Consider the following 26572-nt stretch of genomic DNA (forward strand, 5'->3'; position numbering starts at 1 on the left):
AAAGTCGACATAGATACGTTTTATTATAGAGCGAGTGTGGCCCAGACAAGCCAACCGTCTGCGCCGCAAACGGCACCATTGGGAGCCATAGTGGGGCAGGCTCAAGGCTTATCCGTTGATAATCGAGGCAATCTCGCGCAAATCGTCGGCAAAGTAGATGCCGTGCTGGCGCTTCAGGCTCGAAAGCCCCTTATCAATCATGTGCCCGAGCAGCGCCTTGAGGTCGTTGTAGTAACCGTTCAGGTTGTACAAAATGCACGGCGCATCGAGATACCCCAACGACACGGCGGACATGACCTCGGCAATCTCCTCGAGCGTGCCCGTCCCACCGGGAAAGGCGATGAACGCATCGCCGAGCTCAATCATCTTGGCCTTGCGCTCGGCCATATCGCTCGTCACGATAAGGTCGTCGATACCGTCATGCTGAAACTCGGCCTCGATAAAAAAGCTCGGCTCCACGCCCGTCACATGTCCGCCAGCATCGAGCACGCTATCGGCGAGCGCGCCCATCAGGCCCGATTTGGACCCGCCGTATACCAGCGCGTGGCCGTTGGTGCCAATCCAGTTGCCCAGCTCCTGTACCGCAGGTAAAAACGCCGGGTCATTACCGACGCTGGCACCCAGATACACGGTGATATTCATTTCAGTCCCCCTCATCGTGACGCGCGGCGCCCGTTCTAGCGTTGGCGGCGACGATATTCGCGCACGCGGCGCGACAGATCGGCGAGCTCGTCACGATCGAGCTCTTCCAAATGCTCAAGATCGTCCATAAAGCGCGCCATGGTGTCCTTTTGGCGCAGCTTGATAAGCGTATTGCAGTAGTTCACCGCCACGCCCGTAAGCATGGCGATATAGAAGATACTGATGACGCTTAGGATGACGGTAATGCCGCGGGCAACCGGCGTTTCTGCCGGGATATCGCCAAAGCCGATCGTCGAGACCGTCTCAAAGCTAAACCAGAGACCATCACCAAAGGTGAGGGTCGTAGGCTCGGACAGCCAGACAGCCGTCGAGCACAGCAGGTAAAAGATAAGAAACAGGCCCGTGATGCGTGCAAAGCCAGCCTGTCGCAGCACATCGGCAAGCGTCCTCAACCTGTTCATCGCGACCCTTTCCACGGACAACCAATCACGTTCGCTCGGTATTGTCCCACAACCGGCAGTTAGGGACGTTCCTTTTGTGCCGGCAGAAAGGGACTGTCCCCAACTGCCGGGCGGGACCGTTTAGCGGTGCAGCTGCCGACTGGGCAGGCTGAGCTGGTATCCTTATGCGGTAATGTCTCGATTCGTTAGGATTGCATGTGAGAGCTTCCGCTGTCCTTCGTTCAGTTATATATCGCACCCTGGCCGTCGCGCTTGCCGCACTCGCCATACTGAGCACCATCATGCCCGCCCCCGCCTATGCCGCCAATACCGATCAGCAGGTCAAAACGGTCCGCGTTGGTTGGCTCGTCAACAACGAGGGCTTCCAGGACGGCACCCCCGGCGAGCGTCTCTCGGGATGGGGCTACGAGTACCTCCAGACCCTCTCGTACTACACACCCGGCTGGCAGTACGAATACGTCTCCGGCACCTTCACCGAGCTTATGGAGAAGCTCGAAGCCGGCGAGATTGACCTCATGCCAAACATCTCCTACTCCGAAGAACGCGCCCAAAAACTGCTCTTCTCATCGAACCCCGAGGGCACCGAGCGCTACTACATCTATGCCAGGCCCGAGCGCGACGATCTGGCCAAGGGTGACCCCCGAGCGCTCCAAGGCCTTACCATCGGCTGCAACCCCGGCGTTATGCAAACCTTCGTTGGCCAGCAATGGCTCGCCAACGAAGGAATCGCCTGCACATACAAGGAGTATGACGGAAACTCCGTTCTCTTTGATGCGCTGGCAAACGGCGAGGTCGATGCCGTCATCATGAACGACACGACCTCGTCGCCCAGTGCCTCCCCCATGTTCTACATTGGGTCGAGCGACTACTATTTTGCCGTCCCCAAAAGCCGCCCCGACCTGATGGACGACATCAATGCCGCCATGACAGCAATCGCCCGCGTCAACCCACGCTATAACGACGAAGTCAAATCTCACTACTCGGACCAAAACAGCGGTTCATCATCGCTCAACAGCCCCGAATGTTCCTGGCTCAAAGCAAACAACAACACCATCACGCTCGGCTACATTACGGGCAAACTCCCCTACTGCAACGAAGACGAAGACGGCAAAATGGAAGGCTCGCTCGCATCGCTTGCGACGACGCTACACGATAAATTTGGCATTACGGTCAAAACCGTCGCCTTTGATAGCTACAAGATGATGTCAAAGGCCCTGTCAGAGGGAAGCATAGACGTTGCGCTGCCGGCATACCGAGATTACTGGTTTGCCGAGCAATCAGGCGTTATGCAGTCGGTATCGTTGGGGACCATGTCCCTCACCGCCATCCACACCGGCAGTAACCTGAAAAAAGACCTTCAGAACATCGCCTGTACCAAATCATCGTTTGTCAACAAAAATGCACTTGAAAGTCTATTCCCCACAGCGACCGTAACCGAATACCAATCCGACGATGAAGCGTTCGACGCCCTCAGGAAGGGAACGGCGCGCTGCATCGTCGCTCCCAGTTCACGCGTAAAAACCATCGGTGACCGTTATGATCTCGAGGACTGCGAGACGGTCGAGCTCCCTGACACCTGTGACCTCGCGTGCTTGATGTCGCGCGGCAAGCCCGAACTGCTGGGAATCATCAACAAGGGCATCATCAATGCCGGAGAATCGCTCTCCGCAAGTAATTACTCCTCCACGTCGTACACGGCCCAGGAATCCAACACGCTTCAATTCCTTTATCGCAACCGCACCGCCATTGCAGCTACCCTCATCGGTATGTTGTCGGTCGGCATCGTCCTGCTCATCTGGGCGCTCGTGCGCGCTCGAACCGAGCGCAAAAAAGCCGATGCTGCCAACGCCGCTAAGACGGCATTCCTCACGCGCATGAGCCACGACATCCGTACGCCGCTCAACGGTATCCTGGGCCTTATCGAAATTGAAGAATTGAAGGAAGGCGATATGCAAGTCGCCCGCGAGAGCCGTGCCAAGGCGCGCGTTGCCGCCAATCACCTGCTCTCGCTGATCAACGACATCCTCGAGATGGGAAAAATCGAAGACCGCAAGCTAACACTGGAACATGCGCCTTTTAACCTCAAAGAGCTTTGTGACGATACGCTGGTGCTGTGCAAGCTCCGCGCGTCCAGTAACGGCATCACAATGCAGGACAATAGTCTGCCGTACGCCACGGGGCCATACATGATCGGCAGTCCCACCCATATCCGACAGATCATGATCAACCTGTTAGACAACAGCATTAAGTACAACAAGCACGGCGGCTCCGTCACCTTTAGTTCAAAGACCAAGCCACTCGATAACGGGCGCGCGCTCTTTTGCTTTAGCGTTTCGGATACCGGCATTGGCATGGCTCCCGAGTTTTTAAAGCATATCTATGAGCCGTTTGCCCAAGAAGGTGACGATGCGCGCAGCAAGTTCCAAGGAACCGGCATGGGCATGCCAATCGTCAAGTCGCTTATTGAACTGATGGGCGGCACCATCGAAGTCAGCAGCGAACTCCATGTGGGCACCACGTTCTACGTGGAAATTCCGCTCGATATCGACAAGAACCCCCGGGCGCGGGCGAATACGGTCGAGAGGGCGCTCGACTGCTCGCTCGCCGACATGAACGTGCTGCTCGCCGAAGACAACGAATTGAATGCCGAGATTGCCCAGACGCTGCTAGAATCCGAGGGCGTCGTGGTCACCCGCGCCGTCAACGGCAACGAAGTCGTCGATCTGTACCTGTCTCATCCCGCCGGCAGCTTCGATGCGATCCTGATGGACATTATGATGCCGGACATGGACGGTTACGAGGCAACCCGCGCGATTCGCCTGAGCGAGAAGGTCGATGCAGCCGATATCCCCATCATCGCGCTCACTGCCAATGCCTTTGCCGAGGACGCCAAGGCGGCACACGACGCCGGCATGAACGCCCATCTGTCCAAACCGCTCGACTTTAACAAGCTCAAAAACATACTCGCCCGCATCAAGAAAAACGGATCCGTTTCGCTATAGTTTGTGCTCAACCACCACGCACGACCAGAAAGGAAGCCAACGATGTTTAGGCCCTTACGTCGAAAGAAACGCGCCATCACTGACGAGGAAGCGCGCGAACTGCTCGCTACCTGCAAGCGCGGCGTCTTTGCCGTCAACGGCGACGATGGCTACCCGTACGCCATTCCCGTCAACTACTTCTTTGACGCCGAGCACGACAAGATTTATTTCCATGGCGCCAAAGCCGGCCACAAGGTCGACGCACTCAAGCGCGATGACAAGGTCTGCTTTACCGTTTACGGCAACGAGTGGCACAAGGACGGTGACTGGGCTCCCTACGTTATGAGTACCGTGGTCTTTGGCCGCTGTCGCCTGGCGAACGACACTCCCGCGTTTATCGAAGACAAAGTCCGCCAGCTCGCCCTTAAGTACTACCCTTCCGCCGAGGAAGTCGAAGAGGAAATCGCCAAGGACATTAAGGGCGTCCAGCTCTACGAGATTACGATTGAGCATCTCTGCGGCAAGCAGATTCAGGAAAAGTAAGCCCCTCAGCAGGCCTCATCAATAACAATATGGCCCGGTTCCAACCCACCTTGGAACCGGGCCATATGCTTATAGAGCGTCGGCGGCTATGTGCGCAAGCGCCTCAATGAGCTCCTGCGAGCTCACGGGTTTACTCAGGTGCGCGTTCATGCCCGCCTCACGCGAAAGCCTGCGGTCGTCGGCAAAGGCGTTGGCGCTCACGGCGATAATCGGCGTGGTCGCGGCATCCTCGCGATCGAGTGCTCGAATCTGACGTGTGGCCTCAAGGCCATCGATACCCGGCATCATGATGTCCATCAACACCACGTCGTACTCGTGCGGCACGCTCGCGGCAAACATCTCGACGGCAGACTCACCATCCTTAGCATGCGTCACGACGGCACCGGCACGGCTGAGCGTAAACTGCGCGATCTCGGCATTCAGATCGTTATCCTCTACGAGCAAAACGCGCAAGCCCTGGAGTGCATCGCCGTCTCCCGCGTCCACGCGCACAGCCTGAGGAATCTCGGAGCGCTTGCATTTCTCGAACGGCAGGCGGATGGTAAACGTCGTCCCCTGCCCCAAGACGCTCGTAAAACTCATGGTTCCGCCCATAAGCTCGACCAACTGTTTTGCGATAGGCGCGCCCAGGCCAGTTCCCGATGAAGCGCCTTCCACCTGTTGCCCCTCACGGCAAAACGGCTCGTAGAGGCGCTGTTGGAACTCCTCGCTCATGCCAATACCGTTGTCGGCGATCGTGTATTCATAGACGGGGATGCCATCCGCTGGCTCCACCTCGCGGCACACCAGGCGAACATAGCCGCCCTGGCGGTTGTACTTGACGGCATTGCCGGCAATATTGAGCAACAAACGCTTGAGGTGCGTCACGCTCACCCGCGCATAGGGATGATTAAGCGTCTGCTGGTCGCAGATAATTGTCACCAGACGCTCCTCGGCCTGGCGCTCCAGAATATCGCGCACCTCGTGGTTGAGGGTCGCCAAGTTTGTGGGAACAAGCTCCAGATCGATCTGCCCGCTCTCCAGGCGACTCATATCCAGGGCCTCGTTGGCAAGGTCGAGCAGCAGTCCCGATGCCGTCCAGATCTTTGAGCGGCACTCGGTCTGCTTTTGCAGATCGTCCGCATTGGCATCGCCGACCTCGACCATGCCGCGAATGCCGTTGATGGGCGTGCGCAGATCGTGGCTCATGCGACGCAAAAACTCCGTCTTTGCCGAGTTGGCAGACGAGGCCTCACGCGCTGCCTTTGCCAGCTTGTCGCCATAGTCGCGCTCCTGCTGCAGCAAGTCCGTCAAACGTCGACGATCAGCGCGGCGACGCACCATCACAACAACGGCTATAACACCGCTGTAGAGCACCAGCACGCCGGCAGCAACAGCCGCGACGACCTCAAAGTAGCGCCGCGCCGAGGCATAGGTGTACACGTAGAACCCGCGCGCTTTTCCAAATGTGCCCAAATACCACTCGCCGCTGGCGTTGACCAGTCGGACTTTGCCGGGCAGGCATCGATCCTTAATACCGTCGACAATAAAGACATCCGTTGCAGGCAGATTGAATACGCCCAATATGGTGGGTTCAACGGCATTGGTCGCAACGACTTTGCCATCGCTTTCGATTACGATATTGCCACTGTCGATGGTCTCATAACCACCGAGCAAGCTCTGCAGTTTGAGCGTATTGCTTGCAACTGCCTTCGCGCTCTGATGCCTGACCGCGATAACGATGCCCTCGCCATCTTGCCGGGTCACGCAACCAATGTCTGCAACCGAATCATCCGAAAGCGTAATGCGGGCGGTATAGGACTTAAGCGGATGGGCTGCCACCTCCAGCACGGGTGCTTCCTTGAGATACGTAGCGAGTGACTCATAGCCCACGCCATCCGTCGAGGACTCGGACACCAAATTGCCCGATGCGTCCGTCACGATCAGTGCGCTCACGTTGAACTGGTCGGCATATTGCTCCAGCATGGCGTTATCCACCGAACCGTCGCGCTCCATATCGCGCGCTGTCTCTCCGGCGATCTCCATAACGCGAATCAGGTTTTTGGTCGTATAGGCGCTATTGAATGCATCGTAGGAAAGGCTCTGCGTCGCCACGTAATCGACAACGTCGGCAAAGCGCTGCTCGGCCTGAGCTGCCGTGTAGCCGTAGCTCATCATGCCGGCAGCAACCGAGAGCGCTATCCCCAGCAGGGCGACAAGGAGCCATGCCCCTGTCGAACGATTGCCCCGCTCCTCTACGGCGTGGTCGAGCGCATCGATCATGACAGGCCCTCCATATTCAAAAATGGCGAAGGGTCATCAAAGTACTTTGACACCAGACGTTCCATGGTGCCATCGGCAAGCATTTCTTGGTAGGCACGGGTGAGTTTAACGTCGATGCCGCGCGTATCATTGATATCGAAAGCGGTGCCCAAACCAACCTCTAGCAGCGGCTCATCCAAAATGCGATACGTCACACCATAGTCTTTTTCGTAGGTGAGCAGCGAGGACTCATGCGCGGCGATGGCGTCGACCAGACCTTCGACGAGCGCCGGGTTCAGGTATGAGCGGTCCGAAAAGCAGTAGAGCTCTTTGATCTGCGGAACGTTTTCATTTGTATGATTGAGCAAAATGTCCTCGGGCTTGGTGGTGGACTGGACCGCCACGACCTTATCCTCAAGATCGGCAAGCGTGTAGATATCGCTCTGGGGATCGACCGCGACCACCTGGCGGCTCGCAAGGTACGGGCCGGCCCAACGATACTCGTTTTCGCGACCCGTCATACTAAAGCTGCCCATGACGCAATCGAGCTCGCCGCTCGCCAGTAGCTCGTTCTTCTTTTCCCAATCGATCAGCTGGTACTTTGGCTTGTAACCAATGCGGGCCAAAGCCTCGGTCAATATCTCGACATCCAGGCCAACGATATCGCCGTACTCGTCGGTATACACAAACGGTGGATAGAGGTCGCTGCCGACGTTGAGCGTCTTAAGGTTGTCGTCTTTGGCCTGCGAGGCGTCCAGGCCTTCTAATGCAGACGTCGAGGCCCTGCCATTCGACCCGGAACAGCCAGCTATCGCTACGAGAAAGGCGCACGCTACCGCAAGCGCGACAAACAACGATATGGCAACCGAGCGGCGAGGTCTTTTCATCGAGCTCCAGAAGATCCTGTTTACTGACTGAAATGGTAAAAAATAATAGCAAACAAAACCACACGAGTGCCCAATGGTTGCAGACGTTTTACCATGCGGGGCCTTTTAGCCGACTTGGCAGAAGGCCCCGCATGCAGCGCGCACTTACCGTGCATTAAAAACGTAGCGGTCCAGGCGGTCGCACGCTTCCCTTACGCGCGAAAGCGGCAGCGCCAGATTCACACGAATGTGGCAGGGTCCGTGAAACGGGCGGCCGTCCTGATACCCCACGCCCACGCGCGCCCCCTCGTCGAGCAACCACTGAATATCGCGGCCATGCTCTCGGCACCACTCGGTGCAGTCCAGAAACACCATGTACGTGCCCTGCGGACGTGAATAGGACACACCCTCAAAATGCTCGTCCACGTAATCGCAGAAGTACTCGATATTGTCGGCAAGCACCTGGTTGAGCTCGTCCACCCACTCGTAGCCCTGCGGCTGGTAGGCACCGATAAGCGCATGCATGGAGAGGACGTTCATCTCGTTGTAGTGGGTCTTGTTGGACACGGCGCACACGCGGTCACGTAGCGTCCCGTTGTAGACAATGTGGTAGCTGCCGACCAGACCCGCCAGGTTGAACGTCTTGCTGGGCGCGTAGAGGGCAACCGTGCGCATGCGGGCATCCTCGCTCACCGACTGCGTCGGGATGTGCTTGTGCCCCGGCAGGATGATATCGGACCAAATCTCGTCCGAGATCACCACGCAATCGTGCTGGCGATAGATGTCCATGGCGCGCTCGATCTCGTCGCGCTCCCATACACGGCCGCAGGGATTGTGCGGCGAGCAGAACACCGCAGCATGGATGTGGTTTTGGGCGAGTTTGTGCTCCATGTCCTCAAAGTCCATACGCCGCACGCCCTGATCGTCGAGCTTAAGCGGGCTGTGGACAATGTGATAGCCCGCGGCCTCAATGGACTTGGTAAAGCCGATGTAGGTAGGGCTGTGGACCAGCACCGCATCGCCCGGCTGAACATACGCACGCAGCGTCGACACGACACCGCCCAGCACGCCGTTTTCGTAGCCGATATGTTCAGGGCGCAGGCCCTCGACGCCATTGCGGCGGCTCTGCCATTCGATGATGCGGTCGAAGTACTCGGGACGCGGATTGAAGTAGCCAAACATGGGGTGCTGAGCGCGCTTGATGATGTACTCCTGAACCGTGGGCACCGTGGCAAAATTCATGTCGGCCACCCACATGGGAATGCGGTCGAAGCCCTCGTCGGGTGCGTTCGGAGCCATACCGGGGATCTCACCCCAAGAGTCAACGGCGATGGAGTCCATGCCGTGGCGGTCGATTAGCGAGCTAAAGTCGTATTTCATGCTGAGCTCCCGTGCAAAGTAGACTGTTTCGATAGGCGTTATTGTCCACCAGCGTGGGCGGTTTTGGCATGGGGTTTGGCGTTGTTTTTGACGGATACGGACGGATGGTTAGTCCCGCGCGTCGTTGACGGCGACTACGGTTAGCTGGGTTTCGTCGACCGTAAACGATATGTCGAGCCCGGCGTAGGCCAGATGATAGACACGGTTTGGCTCGTGCTTGCTGCCCGCGCGGCGCGGGTCTTGGCGCAGGACCTCGACCAGGCCGGGGAGCTTTGCGCTTGGGACTGTGTCTTGAAGCGCTTGCGGGAACTCGACGTCGAGCTCTTGCCACGGGGCGTCCTCAATCCAGCCGCCCGTTGCATCCGGGTGGCAGTCCGCAAACGGAATGTAGGGCTTAATGTCGTAGATGGGCGTGCCGTCGCGTAGATCGGCCCCCAGCACATGGATGATGGGGCCATCGTCGGTGAACTCGACACAATCGAGCTTGACGCAGGTGAGCCCGATGGGATTCGGGCGAAACGGACTGCGCGTGGCAAACACGCCCACGCGCTCGGCTCCACCCAGACGCGGCGGACGCACGGTTTTCGACCACTTGGCATTAGTGCCGGACCTGTCCTGCGACTTGGCATCGGCAGCTATGTCCTTAGCCGTGCCGCCGGGCGTTCCGTTTTCGAAGCGCCACAGCAACCACAGGTGAGAGAAGGAGTCCAAACCCTCAACCGCTGCATTGGAGGCAAATTCCGGCTCAAAGACGATGCGCCCCTGCAGATGGGGCGCCAAAAAGCTGTTGCGCGGAATGCCGAACTTCTGCGGCAGGTCGGCATGTATGTGTGCAATAGGTTCCATGCCGGTCATTGTACGGCATGGAGGCATGGGGCGTTGCGCGCAATTCTTCGCCGCGGTCGCCCGTCGTGCAACCAACGGTTGCTTGGAAGGGCGTCTGCCGCCGCGTATGCTTAAGCCATCAACCAGCAGAAAGGAGCCGCTATGGCCTTTGCAGAAAAGCTCATTGCCATCCGTCGCGCCCATCACCTTACCCAGGAGCAGCTCGCCGCCAAGCTCTTCGTCACACGCCAAGCCGTCAGCCGTTGGGAGCGCGACGAGGTCACCCCGGGTATCGACATGATGAAGCTCATCGCCGCCGTAACCGGCGAGCCCCTGTTTCACCTGCTCGAAATGCCCGAGCATTATTGCCAGAGCTGCGGCATGATACTCACGCCCGACGACTGCGGCACCGATGCCACAGGCGCCACGACCGACCATTACTGCAAGTGGTGCTACGACCACGGCAAGTACACCTACGACACCACGATGGAGGCGATGATTGAGGACTGTGCCCCGCGGCTGGCGCAAAACACCGGCATGTCGCTCGACGAAGCCGTCTCGCTCATGGGCGCCGTCCTGCCGCAACTGGAGCGCTGGCGCACCGTGCAGGAAAACGAGGAGCGCTACGGCGCCGAAGCCCGGGCGCGCTATGGCGATGAGGCTATCGATGCGGCAAACGAAGCGCTGCTGGACATGGACCCAGAGACATGGAACGACATGAAGGAACTTGAACGCGCTGTTCTGGGCCAGCTCTCGATCGCCATGAGCGATGGCGATGCGGACGGAAGCGAGGCTCGCAAGCTTGTCGCGATGCATCGTCGTTGGATTGGTCTCAACTGGGGACGCGAACCCCAGAACGAAGCATATCTGGGCCTCGCCCACGGCTATCTTGCCGACCAGCGCTTTGTTGACTACTACGACAAGCCCTGCGGCACCGGAGCCACGGCGTTTCTGGTCCAGGCCATCGAGTCGTCACTGACCCGCGCATAGACCGCGGCGGCTTTGGGTATTTCAATCAAAACCGCAACCGATTGGAGACCTATGGCTACTAATCATGAGCTCACGCTATTCGTTATGACCGGCTGCCCGTACTGCATAAAGGTCAAGCGCTTTTTGGCCGATAACGGCGTGACCATTCCTGAACGCAATATCTCGACCGATTCCGATGCCGAGCAAACGCTTATCTCCGTCGGCGGAAAACGCCAGGTTCCCTGCCTGTTCATCGACGGCAAGCCACTCTACGAGTCGAGCGACATCATCGCGTGGGTACAGGAGAACCTGCTCTAGTACGCGCATCCCGTCCGTCCAAGGCCCCACCCCATACGGCCCAAACATGTACACCAGCATCCAAAGTCAACATTTTTCGACATCTTTGGATGCTGACGTACAACTTTTGGGTAGCCATGGACGCTCTTAGCCGGCTAATTGTTTGAGGCGACCTTTGGATTATGGCTGTTTGACGCCTCTGGAAAGGTTTCCGAGAGGGCTGTGGTCAAAAAAGGGCAAATATGAGTACTGCTACCTGTTTAGTAGCAGCGATTTTGATCACTTCAGGAACTATTCAACGTTCCACTCGTCCGCAGGCGACGTTATTTCTCCTCATATGTTCAATAAAAGTAGCTCTTAATGGAAACAAATCTCATCAGGAGCTACAATTTATAGCAAAATAAATGCAACCATAATGGCAACAGTACTCATATTTGCCCTTTTTTGACCACGACCCTCCAGAATAGTCGCTAAGAACGACACTAAATGACAAAATCCGACACTTGGACGTTCTTATATGAGTAGCCATTGAAGGACACCTAACGACTACTCCCATTCGCGACACACTGTGTCGCGAATTAAGCTGGCCCCATTACCGAAGACCAGTGAGAGCTCCTGCCCAGAATCTCGATAGCTTAATAAAGGGCTCCCCTCCGGAAGTTCAATGAGCATCCAAATTCCAAGCTGAAAAGCAAAGGAGTATCGAAGCCGTCAATGCTCATTTCCTATCGAACAGGCGGGTCAAAACAAGCTAATTAGCCCGATGAACTGCTTGTATTTTTGTCTACAAAATTGTATACAAAAAGAGAATCCGAGAACCGGCGCTCGACATTATGTCGATCGATAGGAGGCGCCATGGATGCTAAGCAGCTCGAAAAGATGATGGGGTTTGCTCCCGGAGAGTTGAAGAAAGCCGCGGAAGCCTACGAAAAAGATGAGTGGCCGAAAGGTCGCACCATCAAGTTGGGAAGGCCACCAATCTCCGATGAGCCGAGCGTCGTTATATCAGCACGTGTGGGCGAATCGATTCTTGAGGCGTTTGACGAAAAAGCCAAACGCCATGGGCAAACATGCACGGAGCGGCTCAGAGAGCTCATTACACTTGATGCACTGATTGCCTAGGCCCGCTCCCCCGTCGGACCCAAACATGTACACCAGCATCCAAAGTCGACATTTTTCGACATCTTTGGATGCTGGTGTACAGCTTTTTGCTACATAGTCGTTGGGGACGTCCTTAAATGACCAGTCGTTAAAGAACGCCCCCGATGACTAGTTAGCCGTGGAAGCGAGCTGTGGGTGCAAGCGGCTGTTCACGAAAGACGCGCTCGACGGCAGCGCGGTATTCGTCGACCTTTTTGGTCTTGCGTACGATCTTGTGGACGGTAGTGGGGTCGGCGAAAGCGCACTTGGCGTAGAACCACCACTCCTTCATGCGAAAGACTGCATTGCCGCCAATCTCTTCTGCATAGGCAGCAAACAGCGTGTCATGGAAACGCTGCAGCTCGGCTGTCGTGGCAGCAGGGCCGCCGTTGACCATACGGGCCAGAGCGGGGTTCGCGAGCAGGCCGCGCCCCAGCATCACATGGCGCGTGCCGGGATAGGCCTCCACCAGCGCATCCATGTCCTCGAGATCAAAAATATCGCCGTTGTATGCCACCGGAAACGGCGCACGTTCCAGCGTCTCGCCATAAAACTCTTTGCGCGGCGAGCCCGCATAACGGTCCTTCTGCACGCGCGGATGCACGATCAGCTCTGCCAGCGGCATGCGGCAATATAGATCGAGTACGCGCTCGTATTCGTCGTCGCTCTCCAACCCCAACCTGGTTTTGACCGATACCGGCAGCGGAGAGCGCTCACACACGTCACTCAAGAACACCTCAAGCTCGTCCAAGTTGCGCAAAAAGCCCGATCCTTTGCCCTTGGCAACAACCGTCCCCGAGGGGCAACCCAAGTTGAGATTGACCTCGCGATAGCCCATGTCGGCGAGCACCTGCGCCGCCCACACAAACTCGTCCGCGTTCTTGGACATCAGCTGAGGCACCACGTTGAGCCCCTGGTTATTGGCAGGATCGATCTCCTTAAACGCCTTGCCGCCAAAGCGATTTCCCACCCGCGGCGGCGGCAAAAACGGCGTGTAATAGCAATCGAGCGCACCGAAGCACTCCGCATGCACGTGACGGAACACATGCCCGGTAATCCCCTCCATGGGGGCCAACGAAAGGATCATCTACTCTTCTCTCATATCAACGAACGTGACAAAGGAACCGTCCCTTTGTCACATTATTCGGAGCGCAGGGCTTCCACGGGGTCTTTTTTGGATGCGCTGCGGGCCGGCAGCAGGCCGGCAACAACCGTCAGCAGCACCGAAATCGCGATGAGCACCAGCGCATCCTGCACGGGTAGGCTCATCAGGTTGGGTACTTGTTTGGCAGCAAGCGCCCAGGTATTAACCGGGAAGCTCACGGCCACCACGACGACAATGGCAAAGACGCCGGCAATGAGGCCCTCGATAAAGGTCTCGGCATTGAATACGTTGGCCACGTTACGCTTCGACGCGCCGATCGCACGCAGGATGCCAATCTCCTTTTTGCGTTCCAGCACGCTGATGTAGGTGATGATGCCGATCATGATGGAGCTCACCACCAGGCTGATACTCACGAATGCGATGAGCACCAAGCTGATGGTGTTCACAATGTCGGTCACCGAACCCATGATGATGCCCATGTAGTCGGTGTACGAGATCGCCCGCTCATCGTGGCCAGCGGCTTTGACCTGTTTGTTGTACGCATCGATGTGATCGAGTACGCGCTCCTTGGCCTCAAAGTCACGCGGGAAAATCTTGACCGAGATGGGATCCGCCTCGTCCGCATAACCCAACGTGGTCAGATTGTTGTCGTAGGTGAGCTTCGAAGCCTTGGCATAGCTCATCATGAGCGAACTCAGGTCCTCGGCGTCCATGTTGAAATGGATGGCGCGGGCAAAGGCGCTCGCATCCACACGCATAGCGCTCGCTAGGTTGGCAAAACTCGAAGACATCTGCGTCGCCATCTGGTCCATAAGCCCAGCCGTGCCTGCCTTGAGCTGAGCTGACACCGTCGCCGCAATCTGGTCGCTGATCGACTTCATCATCTGATCCATAGCCTGCTGCAGATACGGAGCCAGCTGCTTTTGCACATAGTCGGTCATCGCCTGCCGCAGGCGCTCGGCCAGGGCATCGCCGCCGAGGGCCTTCAGCTGAGCTAGGCATTGCTGGGCTGCGGTATCATGCTCAAGATACGTCGAGAATGCGGCAGAGAGCTTTGACGCGTCCTTAAGATCTTCGGGCGACAGCGCCTTAAACTGATCAGACTGCAAAAAGCCCTCGAACAGTTGGTTGGCAAGCGTTCCCACCTGCCGCATTTGCTCGGGCGTGAGTTCCAGACCGTCAAAGATGCCCGAGAAATCTGGGGCCGGTGCTTTGGCCATGATGTCGCTGAAGTCGACGTCCTTTCCAACGTCCGAAAGGTCAATGTCCAGCCCGGACAAGTCAATACCAGAAAGGTCGATACCGCCGGCCGCACCCGAAAGCGCAGATGTATCGAACGAAAACGCACTCTTGAGCGCCGCTTCGTCCACACTGAACATGCTGCCCAGATCAACGCCTTGCTTGGCCTCGCCTTGCAGCTCATCGAAAGACTTGCCCGTAAAGACATCCGTCTCGGGGTGGGCGAGTTGCTCCTGCACAATCTGCGAATCGGCAGCGCGCTCCATAAGCTGGCGAGTCAGCGCATGCGTATAGGCAATGCCCGGAGACAACGCACTCGCATTGGCCGTCTCGTTAGGTCGCACCACGCCCACAATGTGCACGTCGATGCCATCGGCAACCTTGGCGGCCATAAAGTCGGCGTCGCCAGACATGTCAGTCCACATGCCGGTCTCTTCGTTTTTGCGATACGCATCGGCCGGCGACAGCACCTTAAACGTAGTAGACAGCGCATCGTCGTAGGTAAAGTCGGTACCGGTCTCAGGCGTTTCGACCCCACCGTCAGCCGTCATAGCGCTGTTTACCAGATCGTTGAGCTCATTGATATCCAGCGCGCCGATGCTGTAGAGCGTGTAGTCACCCACCGTGCCACGACTCGAGAGCACCATTACGGCTTCGTTGGCGGACGTGGGCCAATGACCGGCGACGACATCGTACTGACTGTCGAGCAGGCTCTGGTCGTCGATCATCTCGTTAAAGACCGAGGTTCCCATGGATTCCATGCTCACCGTTGCCGCCGAGCTCGCGCCTCCGCTCATGGCCTCGGTCATGGCGTTGGGCACCAGCCGGACAGGCTTCTCATCGCCCTTGCCGGCACGATAGACAACCGGCGATACACCGTAGCCGTACTGAATGGCGTTGACCTCTTTATCGATGCCGTCGCCACCGGCATCGAGCCATGCCTTAAAGCTCGTCATGTCGTTGGACTTAACGCTCGCAAACATATCCTTTACGGCCGTGACCACAGGAATCTTATCGGTTCCTTTAGCCTTGCCGCCGGCACTGTCGTCGGATGAATCCACGTTTTCAGGCGAGTCATCATCCGCAGCCCCCTGTCCGCCCATCATGGACGACAGGTCGTAATCCTGCTTGGAGATGGTGAGCGGGTAGCTCGAGAGCGTATCCTCCTCGACCTTTTTGATGTAGCCGTTTACGCCGTTGGACAGCGCCAGAATCGCCGCGATACCGATAATGCCAATCGAGCCCGCAAAGGCCGTCATGGCCGTGCGGCCCTTCTTGGTCATGAGGTTTCGGGCAGAAAGCCCCAACGCCGTCACAAAGCTCATCGAGGTTTTGCGCGTAGGCTTTGCCTCGCGACGCGCGACCTTGGCAGCATCGAAGGGATCGGAATCGTCGGTGATCTTGCCGTCCGCCAGATTGACGATGCGCGTGGCATATTGGTACGCCAGCTCGGGATTGTGCGTGACCATGATGACTAGGCGGTCGCGCGCCACGTCCTTGAGCAGGTCCATGACCTGTACGGATGTCGTTGAATCCAAAGCGCCGGTCGGCTCGTCTGCCAGCACAATCTCGGGATCATTAATCAGGGCGCGGGCGATGGCCACGCGCTGCATCTGCCCGCCCGAAAGCTGGCTCGGGCGCTTGTTAACGTGCTCGCCCAAGCCGACTTTCTCCAACGCCTCGCGCGCACGCTGGCGGCGCTCGGCATGCCCCACGCCCGTGAGCGTGAGCGCCAGCTCCACGTTTTCCAAAATGGTCTGATGCGGAATGAGGTTATAGCTTTGGAACACAAAGCCGATGCGGTTGTTGCGGTAGGCATCCCAATCGCGATCGTGAAAGTCTTTGGTCGAAATACCGTCGATCAGCAGGTCGCCAGAATCGAAATGATCGAGCCCACCGATAACGTTGAGCATCGTAGTTTTGCCCGACCCCGAAGGTCCCAGAATGGCCACGAACTCGTTATCGCGAAAAGACAGGCTCACGCTGTCGAGCGCCACCTGCGTAAACGACTGCGTAACGTACCTTTTGCAAATACCTTTGAGCTCCAGCATGGACGGCAACCTCTCCTGCGCAGGCACATTCGCCCGCTCTCCCCCGCCGTTCGTATTCGACGCGTTTGTCCTACTCTATCCCCATTTTTTGCCGGCGCCAGTGAGGAATGTAACGAACCGCGCCAAAAAACGAACGGGACGGTGCCTAAAAGAAGAGGTCCCGAGCGGGACCTCTATATGGTGGAGTTTATCTTGAAAGGGAGCGAACTACTTCGCACAGCGACACACGATCCTCGCTATGCTTTACGCGTTTTCTACTGCTCGCTATTCGCAATCGCCTGGTCGATAAGTTTGTTGAGTGCTGCGCGCTGCTCGGCGGAGCTGATGGCTCCCACGATTGGATCCCCTACGATGTTGCCATTCTGATCGATGACATACGTCGTCGGGAACGAGAACAAATTTGACGTAAACTTACCGGCCTCGCTATCCGACTTGAACCAGATGTTCTTATATGTCACGCCCTTCTTGCTCAACACGTCCTTGGCATCTGCAATCTCGCCCTTGTTGCCATCGAGCGTAAAGGAATTGACGCCCACGACCTGGCCGCCCTTCTCGGCAAGCTCCTGATTCAGTTTCTCAAGATCGCCCAACTCACCCACGCACGGCTTGCAAGTGGTAAACCAAAAGTTCATGACGGTGACCTTGTTCTTAGCGAACAGCTCGTCGCTGCTCACGTCGTTGCCATCCAGATCCTTGCCCGTAAAGCTGGGGAACTTCGTCGCCTCGCTCGAAGCATTGGCACCAGCCGTCATGCCAGCGGCCGAAGCGTCGACGCTCTCGCCTGCGCTCGGCGTGCTTCCACAGCCGGGGAACTCCTTCTCCAAGCTCTCGAGCTTGTCCTCGATCTCCTTGATCTGCTGCGCACCAGCCTTGAGCGTCTTAAGCTCATCCGCCGTGAACTCATCCTTGGCGCCGTCGATGGTCTTGAGCAGGAAATCGCCGTAATTGCTGCCGTCCTCAATCATTGCCGAGTCTTTATTTGCCGCATTGAATACCTTTTCCCACAGTGCGTTATCACTCGAAAGGATATCGTTCTCCTTTTTCATGAGCTTCGCATACAGCTCGGCGGCCTCGTCGGCATTGGTCGGCTTCTGCGCAGTGAGTTCTGCGATCTTGGGATCGGAGCTCGCAGATTCGCTCGCATTGCCACCGGGCGCCGAACATGCCACAAGGCACAAGGCCAATACCGGCACCATAAACAGGGCCGCAATCTTAGAAAGCTTCATGGTCATTCCTCCGTTTTGTCGAAGCTTGTTTACTTTTTATCGGCGGTCAAGGGAAGCTTTTCCGCCGACACATCCAGGCCATAGCGATAGCTGATGGCATCGACGGGACAGGCCCCGATGCACTTTCCGCACCGGATACATTCGGCATGATTGGGCGCGCGGACCACATCAACGTCCATCTGACAAACCCTTGAACACTTGCCGCACGAGACGCATTTGCACGCGTCAACCTGAATCCCCAACAAGGACACCCTATTCATGAGCGCATAGAATGCGCCGAGTGGACAAATCCATTTGCAGAAAGGGCGGTAGAACAAAACGCTCAGCACTACCACGGCAATGAGAACGGCAAGTTTCCAGGTAAAGAGCTGCCCCAGCGCAGATCGAATGCCGGCGTTGGCAATTGCCAGCGGAATGGTGCCCTCGAGTACGCCCTGCGGACAGATGTACTTACAAAAGAACGGGTCGCCCATGCCCACGTCGTTAACCACCAAGACGGGCAGCAGCACCACGGCAAACAGCAGCACGACGTACTTGATGTACGTGAGCGGCTTGAGCTTTTTCGTGGAGAACTTTTTGCCGGGAATCTTATGAAGCAGCTCCTGCAGCCAGCCAAACGGGCATAGAAAGCCGCATACAAAGCGTCCCAGCAGCACGCCGAGCAAAATGAGCGTACCGGTGACGTAGTAAGAAAAGTTGAACTTGGATGAACCCACCACCGACTGGAACGACCCGATGGGGCACGCACCCGATGCCGCGGGGCACGAATAGCAATTAAGTCCAGGTACGCAGACTGTTTTTCCCGCGCCCTGATAGATGCCGCCTTTGGCAAAGTTTGGCAGGTGAATATTGGTGACCAGCGTCGCCGCCGCCTGAATGAATCCGCGAAATCGGGCCAAAACATGCGACGCAGTGTTTTCTCTTTTATCCAATTCCGATACACTCCAAGCACAGCCTAATCGCTTTGGCCAGCACGGCATCCGCCTCGCCACGCATAACGCCAAAGCACACCATGGCAATTCCGACGATCAACAAAGCGACCTGTACCACGGGTTTTACCGCTTTGAACAACACGACCACTCCTTTCGTTGCGCGACCATTGGACCATATCGACTATAAAATCCGTGTTAAGCGCGATTTGGAATGTGCAAGGAGACTGTTATGCGTATTTTGATCGTCGAAGACGAGCGAGCACTGTGCGATGCAATCGCGCGCAGTTTGCGAAACTTGGCGTACAGCGTCGACTGCTGTCACGATGGACAGGAGGCGCTCGACCTGCTGGGCGTCGAAGTCTTTGACCTCGTGGTACTCGACCTCAACCTTCCCCGTATCGATGGCATGACCGTGCTCAGGGAACTTAGGAAAACCGACTGCGAGACCAAGGTGCTGATTCTGTCCGCGCGTGGCGAAGTATCCGATAAGGTCGACGGGCTCGATGCCGGCGCCAACGATTACCTCACCAAGCCGTTTCATCTGGACGAACTTGCGGCAAGGATCCGCAGCCTTACCCTCAGGCGCTTCGCACAAAGCGACATAGTTTTAACCTGCAGAAAGCTCAGCTTTGACACCAAGGCGCGCATCGCTTCCGTGGACAGTGAGGCTCTATCTCTTACACGCAAGGAAACGGGAATCTTGGAATACCTGATGCTTAATCAGGGGCGACCGGTAAGCCAAGAGGAGCTTATCGAGCACGTTTGGGATAGCAGCGTGAACAGCTTTAGCAACGCAACCCGCGTTCATATCTCGTCGCTCCGAAAAAAGTTGCGCAGCGCTTTGGGATACGACCCGATTCGCAATCGGATTGGAGAGGGCTACGTTATGGAGGACAGTGAATGAAAAGGCTTTCGCTGCAATGGCGCATAACGATTATGACGGCACTGCTCACGTGTGCAGCATGCGTGCTGACGAACTGCCTGGTCGGCTATACGGGCATGCGCTACATGGATGCCATCGGCAGTGACATCTCGGCCTTTACCGCAACCGGCGAACATTCGCCCCAGGCGTTCGACCCAACGAAAGCGACCCTCGATAACGAGGTTACGATCGTCGTAAACGACGCACAGGAGTCTTTTGGCACGACAGCCTGGTGCATCACGGCTGGAATCACGCTCCTTGGCGGCGTGCTGGCATACTTTGTGAGCGGTCGAGCGCTCAAACCGCTACGGGCTTTTGCAGCCCAGGTTGAGCGTGTGCAGCCTGACAACCTAAGCGAAATCAGGCTCAGTGAAGATGTGCCCACCGAGCTACAACGATGCAGCGCCTCTTTCAACGACATGATCGCCCGTCTTGGCGAAGGGTTCTCTGCACAGCGTCAATTTACCGGCAACGCCGCGCACGAGCTGCGAACCCCACTCGCCCTTATGCAGGCACAGATCGAACTGTTTGTCTCCGAGCGCTCCAACTTACAACCCGAAACAGCCGAGTTGCTCGGCCTGCTACAAGAACAAACTGAGCGAATGTCGCGGATGACCAAGGTGTTGCTCGAGATGAGTGAGCTCCGCAGCGTTCCTTGCGAGGACGATGTGGAACTTGGTCCCTTGTCCGAAGAGATCCTCACCGACCTTGCGCCACTTGCCGAAAATAAGGGCATAGCCCTCAATTGTGCTGGGAACGCTTTAGTAATCGGGAGCGACACGCTCCTCTATCGGCTGGTGTTTAACCTGGTCGAAAATGCCATCCGTTACAGCCACCCCGGCTCGACTGTCAACGTCTCCATCTGCGACAACGACAGCCACGTGTTCCTGCGAGTCGAGGACCAGGGCCCGGGAATACCCAAGCAGTACCGTGAGAGCATCTTACAACCGTTCTTTCGCCTGGATAAATCCCGCAGCAGGGCATACGGCGGCGCAGGACTCGGACTAGCGCTTGTTTGGGAGATTGCAGCGCTTCACGGTGGCACGGTAGAGGTCGAAACAAGTTCCGAGAACGGAACCACCATGCTCGTAAGCCTTCCAAAACGATCCGTAGCGTTAACCGAACAGTAAAACGAAAGGGGTCCCGAGCAACAGGAGTACAATTGCTGCTATTGTTGCCAGCTGTTGGGAGATGGATGATGGACTGCGATGGCTACCCACGCGTTCCCATGCCGTTGATGTGCACCGCCTTTGTGCCGGGGCAGATTGACGCTGCGGTTGCAGGCATTTCCGACCCCGATTCACGCACCATCGCCACGGCAGAAGCGCTGTACTTTCGCGGACAGGCCGCCCTCGCTGCCAAGACGGCGCGCCCCTATCTTGACGCCACCGACCCCGCATTGCGCTATTCCGCATGCTTTATCTGCGGATATGCCAGCCTGTCGCTCAACCGTATCGCCGACGCCCGCCGTTGTCTTGCGGGCATCCTCGATACGCCGGCCGACGAGGAATCGCCCGCCATCCACGCTACGCATATCCTGTTCGCCTCGGCCGCGAGTGTCCTGCTGCACTTGCCTTCCCCGTATTCTGCCGAAGAGTTTTATCCACTTGTGGCGCATCTGCCCGAAGGCCTGCGCCTGTTCGCCAGCTACGTGATGGCGCACGCCTTGTACCTGCGCGGCGAATACGGCCGCAGCCTAGGCATGGCGGAAAATGCCCTGATCATGAAACAGGGAAGCTATCCGATCTCGGAACTGTTCCTGCACCTGGCAGCTTCCATGGCATGCATGAGTCTCAAAGACGTCGACGCCGCAAAAACGCACTTCGGAGTTGCTTGGAACATTGCGCGTCCCGACGGCCTTATCGAGCTCATTGGCGAGCATCACGGCCTTTTACAGGGGCTCATCGAGGCGTGCCTAAAAACGCAATACCCTGACGACTTCGCGCGCATCATCGAGATCACGTACCGCTTCAGCTACGGCTGGCGGCGCATCCACAACCCCGATTCGGGCGAGGACGTGGCCGACGATCTAACGACCACGGAATTCACCATGGCCATGCTCGCCTGTCGTGGGTGGACCAACGCCGAAATCGCACGCCATATGGGAGTATCGCCGGGCACCGTCAAAAACCGCCTATCCGGCGTATACGCAAAGCTTGGCATCGGCACACGCACCGAGCTGGTCGCGCATATGTTACGTTAGCGACCGGACTGCCAAGCGAATCGAACGCATTCCGGAACCCGGCGCTTCGCTCGATCAATTTGGACATTTTGACCCTTGAACGGCACTTCCGCCACGGGGCACCTTCTCGCAAAATTGGATTATTTCCACCGATACTTGCGGGATGGGAGCCCAAGATGCTTGATCGCCGTTCGTTACTTGTCGCCGGAGCGTCCTCGTTAGCGAGCATTATGTTGCCGCGCGTGCCGGGAAGCGCAAACGCCTTCATATTGCCGTTCGCGCCCACCGAAGCCCATGCCGACGAAAAAGACCCCTTCAGGGTGCTCGTTCTCTCGCGCACCATGTTCGGTGTGGTCGTGGTCGACGTCGCCAACAAGAATACGCCCATCACGGGCGCCCAGGTCACGCTCACGTCGCGCTATGCCGCAGGCAAGCAGCTCACCGCCACTACCGATGACGAAGGCACGGCCATCTTTGAGGTCGCGCCGCTTTCGGAAGGCTACGTGGACGAGGCAACGCTTCTCGACGCGTACGACTTTAACGGCGGCATCTCCATTAGCATGGCGGGCTACCGTGATGTCGAGATTCCCCTTGCGCGTATTCAGGGCGGCACCGCCATAACCGCGCCCACGCGTCCGCTTTCCGACGGCGAGCCGTACTTTCGACAGCTCACGTTCGACGAATGGGACATCCAGTACGCCGATGCTACGTTCATGGCATTGCCGAAGGACGACACGGCAAACGAGCAGCCCGATACGCACGCCTTTACCGTGCAGGCACATCTGCCACAGGGTGGACAGGCAACGCTGCGCATCAACAAAGTGACGCCCGCCGCGGGCAGCTCACCCGAAACCGTCACGCAAATTGGCCAAGTCAAGGCCAGCGCATCGAGCGTGGATAATCTGGCGACGTTCACACTCGAAGACAAGTTCCTCGATGCAGCTTCGGGCCTTCTGGAAGAAGGGTGCAAGCTGCACTTCGTCCTCGACTATCAGGGCAAAACCTACACGCTCTCCTCCCCCATGGCCGTTGTCACCGCGCCGGCTGCAAAGGCGGAATCGGGCTCGACCACCATCATTCCCACCACCATGGACCAAGAAATCACTCCGTTTGATTTCCCCGCATCGTTTCCCGGCATCGGTGGTAATAAGTTCACGTGTTGGATGCCCTCGTTCCCCATTTTGTTCGATTTCTCGTTTGCCGGATACGTGCTGTTTGGCGGAGGATACAAACCAGCCAGCTATATGAACGATTCAGGCAATCCGGATCCGGAGTACTGGAAGAAATCGCCGCGTGAGTCGGGCGCCAAGCAGGCAAACCGCTACCTCGACGAGATGGAGGGGAAGTGGAATCAGTACAAAAGTATGAGTGCCGGTTCGGGCACCGATCCAAGAAACACCAAGCTCCTTCGTCACCATTGCACGCCGCTGTTCACGATGGATATCGCAACACAGCTGTACGGCTCGCTCGCCTACGATTGGGTGGGCAAAACCTGGGGTAACAACAACGACCCCGCATACGGCAATATTAAGGCCCTCTTCCAGGTAAGAACCGACCTCAATTGGACCGAGCAGTTTACCCTAGGACCGGTGCCGTTTTTCCTAAACGTCAACCCCTGGGTGCTGGCAAAACTGGCGCTCGCCGTGGGCGCCCACACGCACGGTAGCGGCGCGGCGTTTTTCAAAAACATATCGCTCGACTATTCAAACACCTCGGGCTCGTTCACCATCCAGATCGGGCTTGCCGTCACCTTTGGCGCCGGCGTTGCAGGCGTCGCTTCGTCCGCCGTGCGCGGCGCCGCATCCCTCACGCTGTTCATTGGGTACGAGAAGGCAGATGGACACCAGCTTCCGCGACTGCGCGTAGGTGCAGACGTCGATGTCGATGTGATACTCCAGTTCGTGATGTTCAAGTGGACCACCAAGGCTTGGTCGGGGTCGTGGCCCACACTCCTCGATTCGTGGAATATGTCGGTGAACAACGGCGACCAGTATGTACTCCAGCGCTCTGAGCTCGCATTGGGTGGAGATACGCCCTATACACTAGATGCCTGCTTCGGCTCAGCCGGCAACGCCGAGGCGGGCGGCGTTCCGCAATTTATCGCATCGGCCACCATCGTCACCAACGCCGAGCTGCTCGCACGCGCCGAGGTTAAGGCCGCTGCCGTAAACGTCGCGCCTGTCGTGCGCGATTGGGACCGGTCGGTCACGCGCATTGAGCTCGAGGCGGATGCAGAAAGCGACGACACGGGACAGATCGAGCATTTCGTCCACGCACTGATAGAGAACGACGAGAACGCCGCGCCGATGTATGAGTACACCTACATCGGTCAGGCAGCGAACGCCGTTGCGGACCCCAACGCCAATTCTACCGGCGTGTCGGAGGACGAGCGTGGCGGCATCAAGCCCTCGAGCGACAACGTGCTGTTTTCCGGCGTGCTCAGCGAAGCGCACATGAAGCTGGCAATGATTGCCGGCGTAGAATGCCTGTTCCGTATCGCCTCGGTGCGCTACGGCGACAATGGCCGCTCGCGCCTGGTGGTGCACACAAAGGCAAACGGCACGTGGTCCGCTCCCACGCCCGTGGACTTTCCCCTTGGGTTTGGCGAGAACGACGTGGAGCGCGACAGCGTATACGATTACGACTTCGACGTGGTGGAATATACGGACGGAAGAGGAAACCAGGACGCCTACGTGCTGCTGGTCTCGGGCGAGCGCCCCGCCGGCGACAACACCCATTTCGATACGGCGAGCACATCCGGCATACTGTCCGTTGTGCGCCTGCGCATAAGCAACGACGGAGCCCGCGTGATATCGCACACGTCGTGGCGCAGCATCTCGCGCGGCCGCCTTCAGGAGGATGGCTACCATTGTCTGCAGTGCCCACGCATCACGGTGGGCAAGACACTTGTCAACGGGCGCCTGTCGGGCGCCTACCTCCACCGCCGCGGAACCACCGCAGAAAAGGCGCTCGGCAGCGAGGCCGAGGTTGCGCTGGAGTGCTTTACCCTGTGGTCGGACGTTTCGGGCGACAGCCTGACGTTCCGCCAAGTTCTCCGCTTTCCGCAGGCACCGTCGAGCATCGAGCTCGGCGCGCCCGAGAATATCAACGGCAAAATGGTGGTGCCCGTTGCATACGAGACCGCAGGCGGTTGTGGCTGTGCATCGTACGCCGTGATCGGCCAGTCCATTGCGGGCTGGGGCGTTATGTCGCCAGATGCCACAGTACCCCACGCGGTGCCGTGGCCGCAGCACACGGGCTTTTTGGCTACCGTCAACGAGCAACTGCAGCATATTACTTGGACGCGAGGCGCATCGGTATTTGCAACGCAGCCCGTGGGTGCCGCAGGCTGCGGCCCGGCATCGTTCAGCGTAAGCAACAACGGCAGGTGCGTGCTCTATGTAGAGAACACCGATGGCAAGGTGGGGCAAACCTACGACGAAGAAGGCAACCCGGTAGCAGTGATGGGCAAGCACTTCCGCATCTTCGCCAGCACCTTGGCAGGCGATCTGTTTACGGAGCCGTTCGTGATGTGCGAGCTGGACCATCCCGTCGATCAGATAACGACATTTTTGACGTCGGGGAGCATGCTCTCCGCGCTCGCCACGCACATTGTGAGCGCGGAGAAGAGCGAGGCAGAACTACACGGCATCGAAGTGCCCTTGGTGGCGTGTGCCACTCCGACGGGCGCAGTCGCTACCTCGGGCGCGGTGGTGCCCGGAGCAGCAGGCGAATCCTTCATGGTCACGGTGCGAAACGACGGCAACACCTTGCTGACCGCCGGCACAATCGATCTGTACCGAGAGGGCTCCAGCCAGCCGTTCTCCAGCGCATCCATCGGGTTCGGAGCGAACACACGCATGGCATCGATCTACGATCCGGAACTTGCCGAGGGCGCTTCGGCCAACGACATGGCACACGTGAAGTACGCGCTCGAAACGCTGGGCACACCTTTTGCAACGCACCCGCTGGTAGCCGACAGTGGCAACGCCGTGCTGGCACCGGGTTGCACGGCACAGTTCCGCATGAGCTTCGCCATCCCCGAGAGTTGGAGCGATGAAGTGGGCAAACGTGTAACGCTATATGCGAAGGCGCGTAATCTGGTGGCGCTCGATCCCGTAACGCTCGAGGAAATTCGACCGGGCGCAAACTCGGCGCTGGGTGCCGTACTGCACGAGCTTCATGTGCCCGACGCGGCATGCGAACGCTCAGAAGTTCAGGTCGGCGTATGCGACAGCGCGGATACGACAGGACTTCACGACGCCCCGATGACGGCGGACGGCGGTGGCGGCTCGAGTGGCGGCGGTACTGACAAGGGCGGCGGCTCCGGCGGAAGCAGCTCCAGCAGTGGCAAGGACCACGGCACTAACAAGCGCTCCGGAAAATCGGGCGCGCTTGCGAGCACGGGCGATGTCAACGCTCCCCTTACGGCAGCCGCAGCAGCACTCGCCGCAGCTGGTGCCGGCCTTGTCGCCTACAGCGCCCGCCGCACGGCACTCGAAAACGACGCCCCCGATGAGGTCAATTCTGATAAGCCTCACTAGCTCTCAGTTACCTTTGTGAGAGACGC

20 protein-coding genes are annotated in these 26572 nt (G+C 57.9%); 9 read left to right on the forward strand and 11 right to left on the reverse strand.

Going from position 1 to position 26572, the window contains the following annotated elements; genetic code table 11:
* Positions 1-108: 108 nt before the first annotated feature.
* Positions 109-642 (reverse strand): TIGR00730 family Rossman fold protein, encoded by a 534-nt coding sequence (locus tag AAAX34_RS00350; RefSeq protein ID WP_349109621.1) that lies wholly within the window; start codon positions 640-642, stop codon positions 109-111.
* A 35-nt stretch (positions 643-677) separates the two neighbouring features.
* Positions 678-1103, reverse strand: a complete 426-nt coding sequence (locus AAAX34_RS00355) for a potassium channel family protein (RefSeq protein ID WP_225093282.1) — start codon at positions 1101-1103, stop codon at positions 678-680.
* Positions 1104-1300: 197 nt separating this feature from the next.
* On the opposite strand from AAAX34_RS00355, the gene AAAX34_RS00360 reads away from it, so the two are divergent.
* The gene (locus AAAX34_RS00360) at positions 1301-4105 is read left to right on the forward strand and encodes a transporter substrate-binding domain-containing protein (protein WP_349109622.1); all 2805 of its coding nucleotides are present in this window, start codon (positions 1301-1303) and stop codon (positions 4103-4105) included.
* A 42-nt stretch (positions 4106-4147) separates the two neighbouring features.
* On the forward strand, positions 4148-4627 hold the full coding sequence (locus AAAX34_RS00365; protein WP_250786950.1) for a pyridoxamine 5'-phosphate oxidase family protein: 480 nt from the start codon (positions 4148-4150) through the stop codon (positions 4625-4627).
* Positions 4628-4696: 69 nt separating this feature from the next.
* Here the strand turns inward: AAAX34_RS00365 and AAAX34_RS00370 are convergent, their stop codons facing one another.
* The 4 genes from AAAX34_RS00370 to AAAX34_RS00385 form a co-directional block, all read right to left on the reverse strand.
* The gene (locus AAAX34_RS00370) at positions 4697-6889 is read right to left on the reverse strand and encodes a response regulator (RefSeq protein WP_349109623.1); all 2193 of its coding nucleotides are present in this window, start codon (positions 6887-6889) and stop codon (positions 4697-4699) included.
* Positions 6886-7755 (reverse strand): transporter substrate-binding domain-containing protein, encoded by an 870-nt coding sequence (locus tag AAAX34_RS00375; RefSeq protein ID WP_349109624.1) that lies wholly within the window; start codon positions 7753-7755, stop codon positions 6886-6888. Before AAAX34_RS00375 ends, AAAX34_RS00370 begins: the two co-directional genes overlap by 4 nt.
* Positions 7756-7899: 144 nt before the next feature.
* Positions 7900-9114 (reverse strand): aminotransferase class I/II-fold pyridoxal phosphate-dependent enzyme, encoded by a 1215-nt coding sequence (locus tag AAAX34_RS00380; protein ID WP_349109625.1) that lies wholly within the window; start codon positions 9112-9114, stop codon positions 7900-7902.
* Between the two features lie 108 nt (positions 9115-9222).
* Positions 9223-9960 (reverse strand): TrmO family methyltransferase, encoded by a 738-nt coding sequence (locus AAAX34_RS00385; protein WP_349109626.1) that lies wholly within the window; start codon positions 9958-9960, stop codon positions 9223-9225.
* 141 nt (positions 9961-10101) lie between these two features.
* Between AAAX34_RS00385 and AAAX34_RS00390 the strand changes: the two genes are divergently transcribed.
* The 3 genes from AAAX34_RS00390 to AAAX34_RS00400 all read left to right on the forward strand — a co-directional run bounded on the left by AAAX34_RS00390 (position 10102) and on the right by AAAX34_RS00400 (position 12327).
* A complete protein-coding gene (locus AAAX34_RS00390) occupies positions 10102-10929 on the forward strand; it encodes a TipAS antibiotic-recognition domain-containing protein (RefSeq protein WP_349109627.1) in 828 nt (275 codons plus the stop codon).
* 51 nt (positions 10930-10980) lie between these two features.
* Positions 10981-11226: a glutaredoxin gene (locus AAAX34_RS00395; protein WP_349109628.1), complete on the forward strand. Its 246-nt coding sequence runs from the start codon at positions 10981-10983 to the stop codon at positions 11224-11226.
* An 834-nt stretch (positions 11227-12060) separates the two neighbouring features.
* Complete coding sequence (locus tag AAAX34_RS00400) at positions 12061-12327, forward strand: hypothetical protein (protein WP_349109629.1); 267 nt, start codon at positions 12061-12063, stop codon at positions 12325-12327.
* Positions 12328-12478: 151 nt separating this feature from the next.
* Here AAAX34_RS00400 and AAAX34_RS00405 read toward each other — a convergent pair whose 3' ends face one another.
* From AAAX34_RS00405 to AAAX34_RS00425, 5 genes are all read right to left on the reverse strand, one after another.
* Positions 12479-13432, reverse strand: a complete 954-nt coding sequence (locus tag AAAX34_RS00405; protein ID WP_349109630.1) for a tRNA-dihydrouridine synthase family protein — start codon at positions 13430-13432, stop codon at positions 12479-12481.
* A gap of 53 nt (positions 13433-13485) precedes the next feature.
* On the reverse strand, positions 13486-16740 hold the full coding sequence (locus AAAX34_RS00410; RefSeq protein WP_349109631.1) for an ABC transporter ATP-binding protein/permease: 3255 nt from the start codon (positions 16738-16740) through the stop codon (positions 13486-13488).
* A 254-nt stretch (positions 16741-16994) separates the two neighbouring features.
* Positions 16995-17966 (reverse strand): TlpA disulfide reductase family protein, encoded by a 972-nt coding sequence (locus tag AAAX34_RS00415; RefSeq protein ID WP_349109632.1) that lies wholly within the window; start codon positions 17964-17966, stop codon positions 16995-16997.
* A gap of 29 nt (positions 17967-17995) precedes the next feature.
* The gene (locus AAAX34_RS00420; protein WP_349109633.1) at positions 17996-18898 is read right to left on the reverse strand and encodes a 4Fe-4S binding protein; all 903 of its coding nucleotides are present in this window, start codon (positions 18896-18898) and stop codon (positions 17996-17998) included.
* Positions 18891-19037, reverse strand: a complete 147-nt coding sequence (locus tag AAAX34_RS00425) for a CD1871A family CXXC motif-containing protein (protein WP_040219972.1) — start codon at positions 19035-19037, stop codon at positions 18891-18893. The genes AAAX34_RS00420 and AAAX34_RS00425 overlap by 8 nt, the downstream gene beginning before the upstream one ends.
* Before the next feature lie 90 nt (positions 19038-19127).
* On the opposite strand from AAAX34_RS00425, the gene AAAX34_RS00430 reads away from it, so the two are divergent.
* From AAAX34_RS00430 to AAAX34_RS00445, 4 genes are all read left to right on the forward strand, one after another.
* Positions 19128-19802 (forward strand): response regulator transcription factor, encoded by a 675-nt coding sequence (locus tag AAAX34_RS00430; protein WP_349109634.1) that lies wholly within the window; start codon positions 19128-19130, stop codon positions 19800-19802.
* 32 nt (positions 19803-19834) lie between these two features.
* Positions 19835-20950: an ATP-binding protein gene (locus tag AAAX34_RS00435; protein ID WP_349109635.1), complete on the forward strand. Its 1116-nt coding sequence runs from the start codon at positions 19835-19837 to the stop codon at positions 20948-20950.
* A gap of 98 nt (positions 20951-21048) precedes the next feature.
* A complete protein-coding gene (locus AAAX34_RS00440; RefSeq protein WP_349109636.1) occupies positions 21049-22023 on the forward strand; it encodes a LuxR C-terminal-related transcriptional regulator in 975 nt (324 codons plus the stop codon).
* A 221-nt stretch (positions 22024-22244) separates the two neighbouring features.
* Complete coding sequence (locus tag AAAX34_RS00445; RefSeq protein ID WP_349109637.1) at positions 22245-26546, forward strand: hypothetical protein; 4302 nt, start codon at positions 22245-22247, stop codon at positions 26544-26546.
* Positions 26547-26572 lie beyond the last annotated feature (26 nt).

The organism is Collinsella sp. CLA-ER-H4 (assembly GCF_040092395.1).
GTDB lineage: Bacteria > Actinomycetota > Coriobacteriia > Coriobacteriales > Coriobacteriaceae > Collinsella.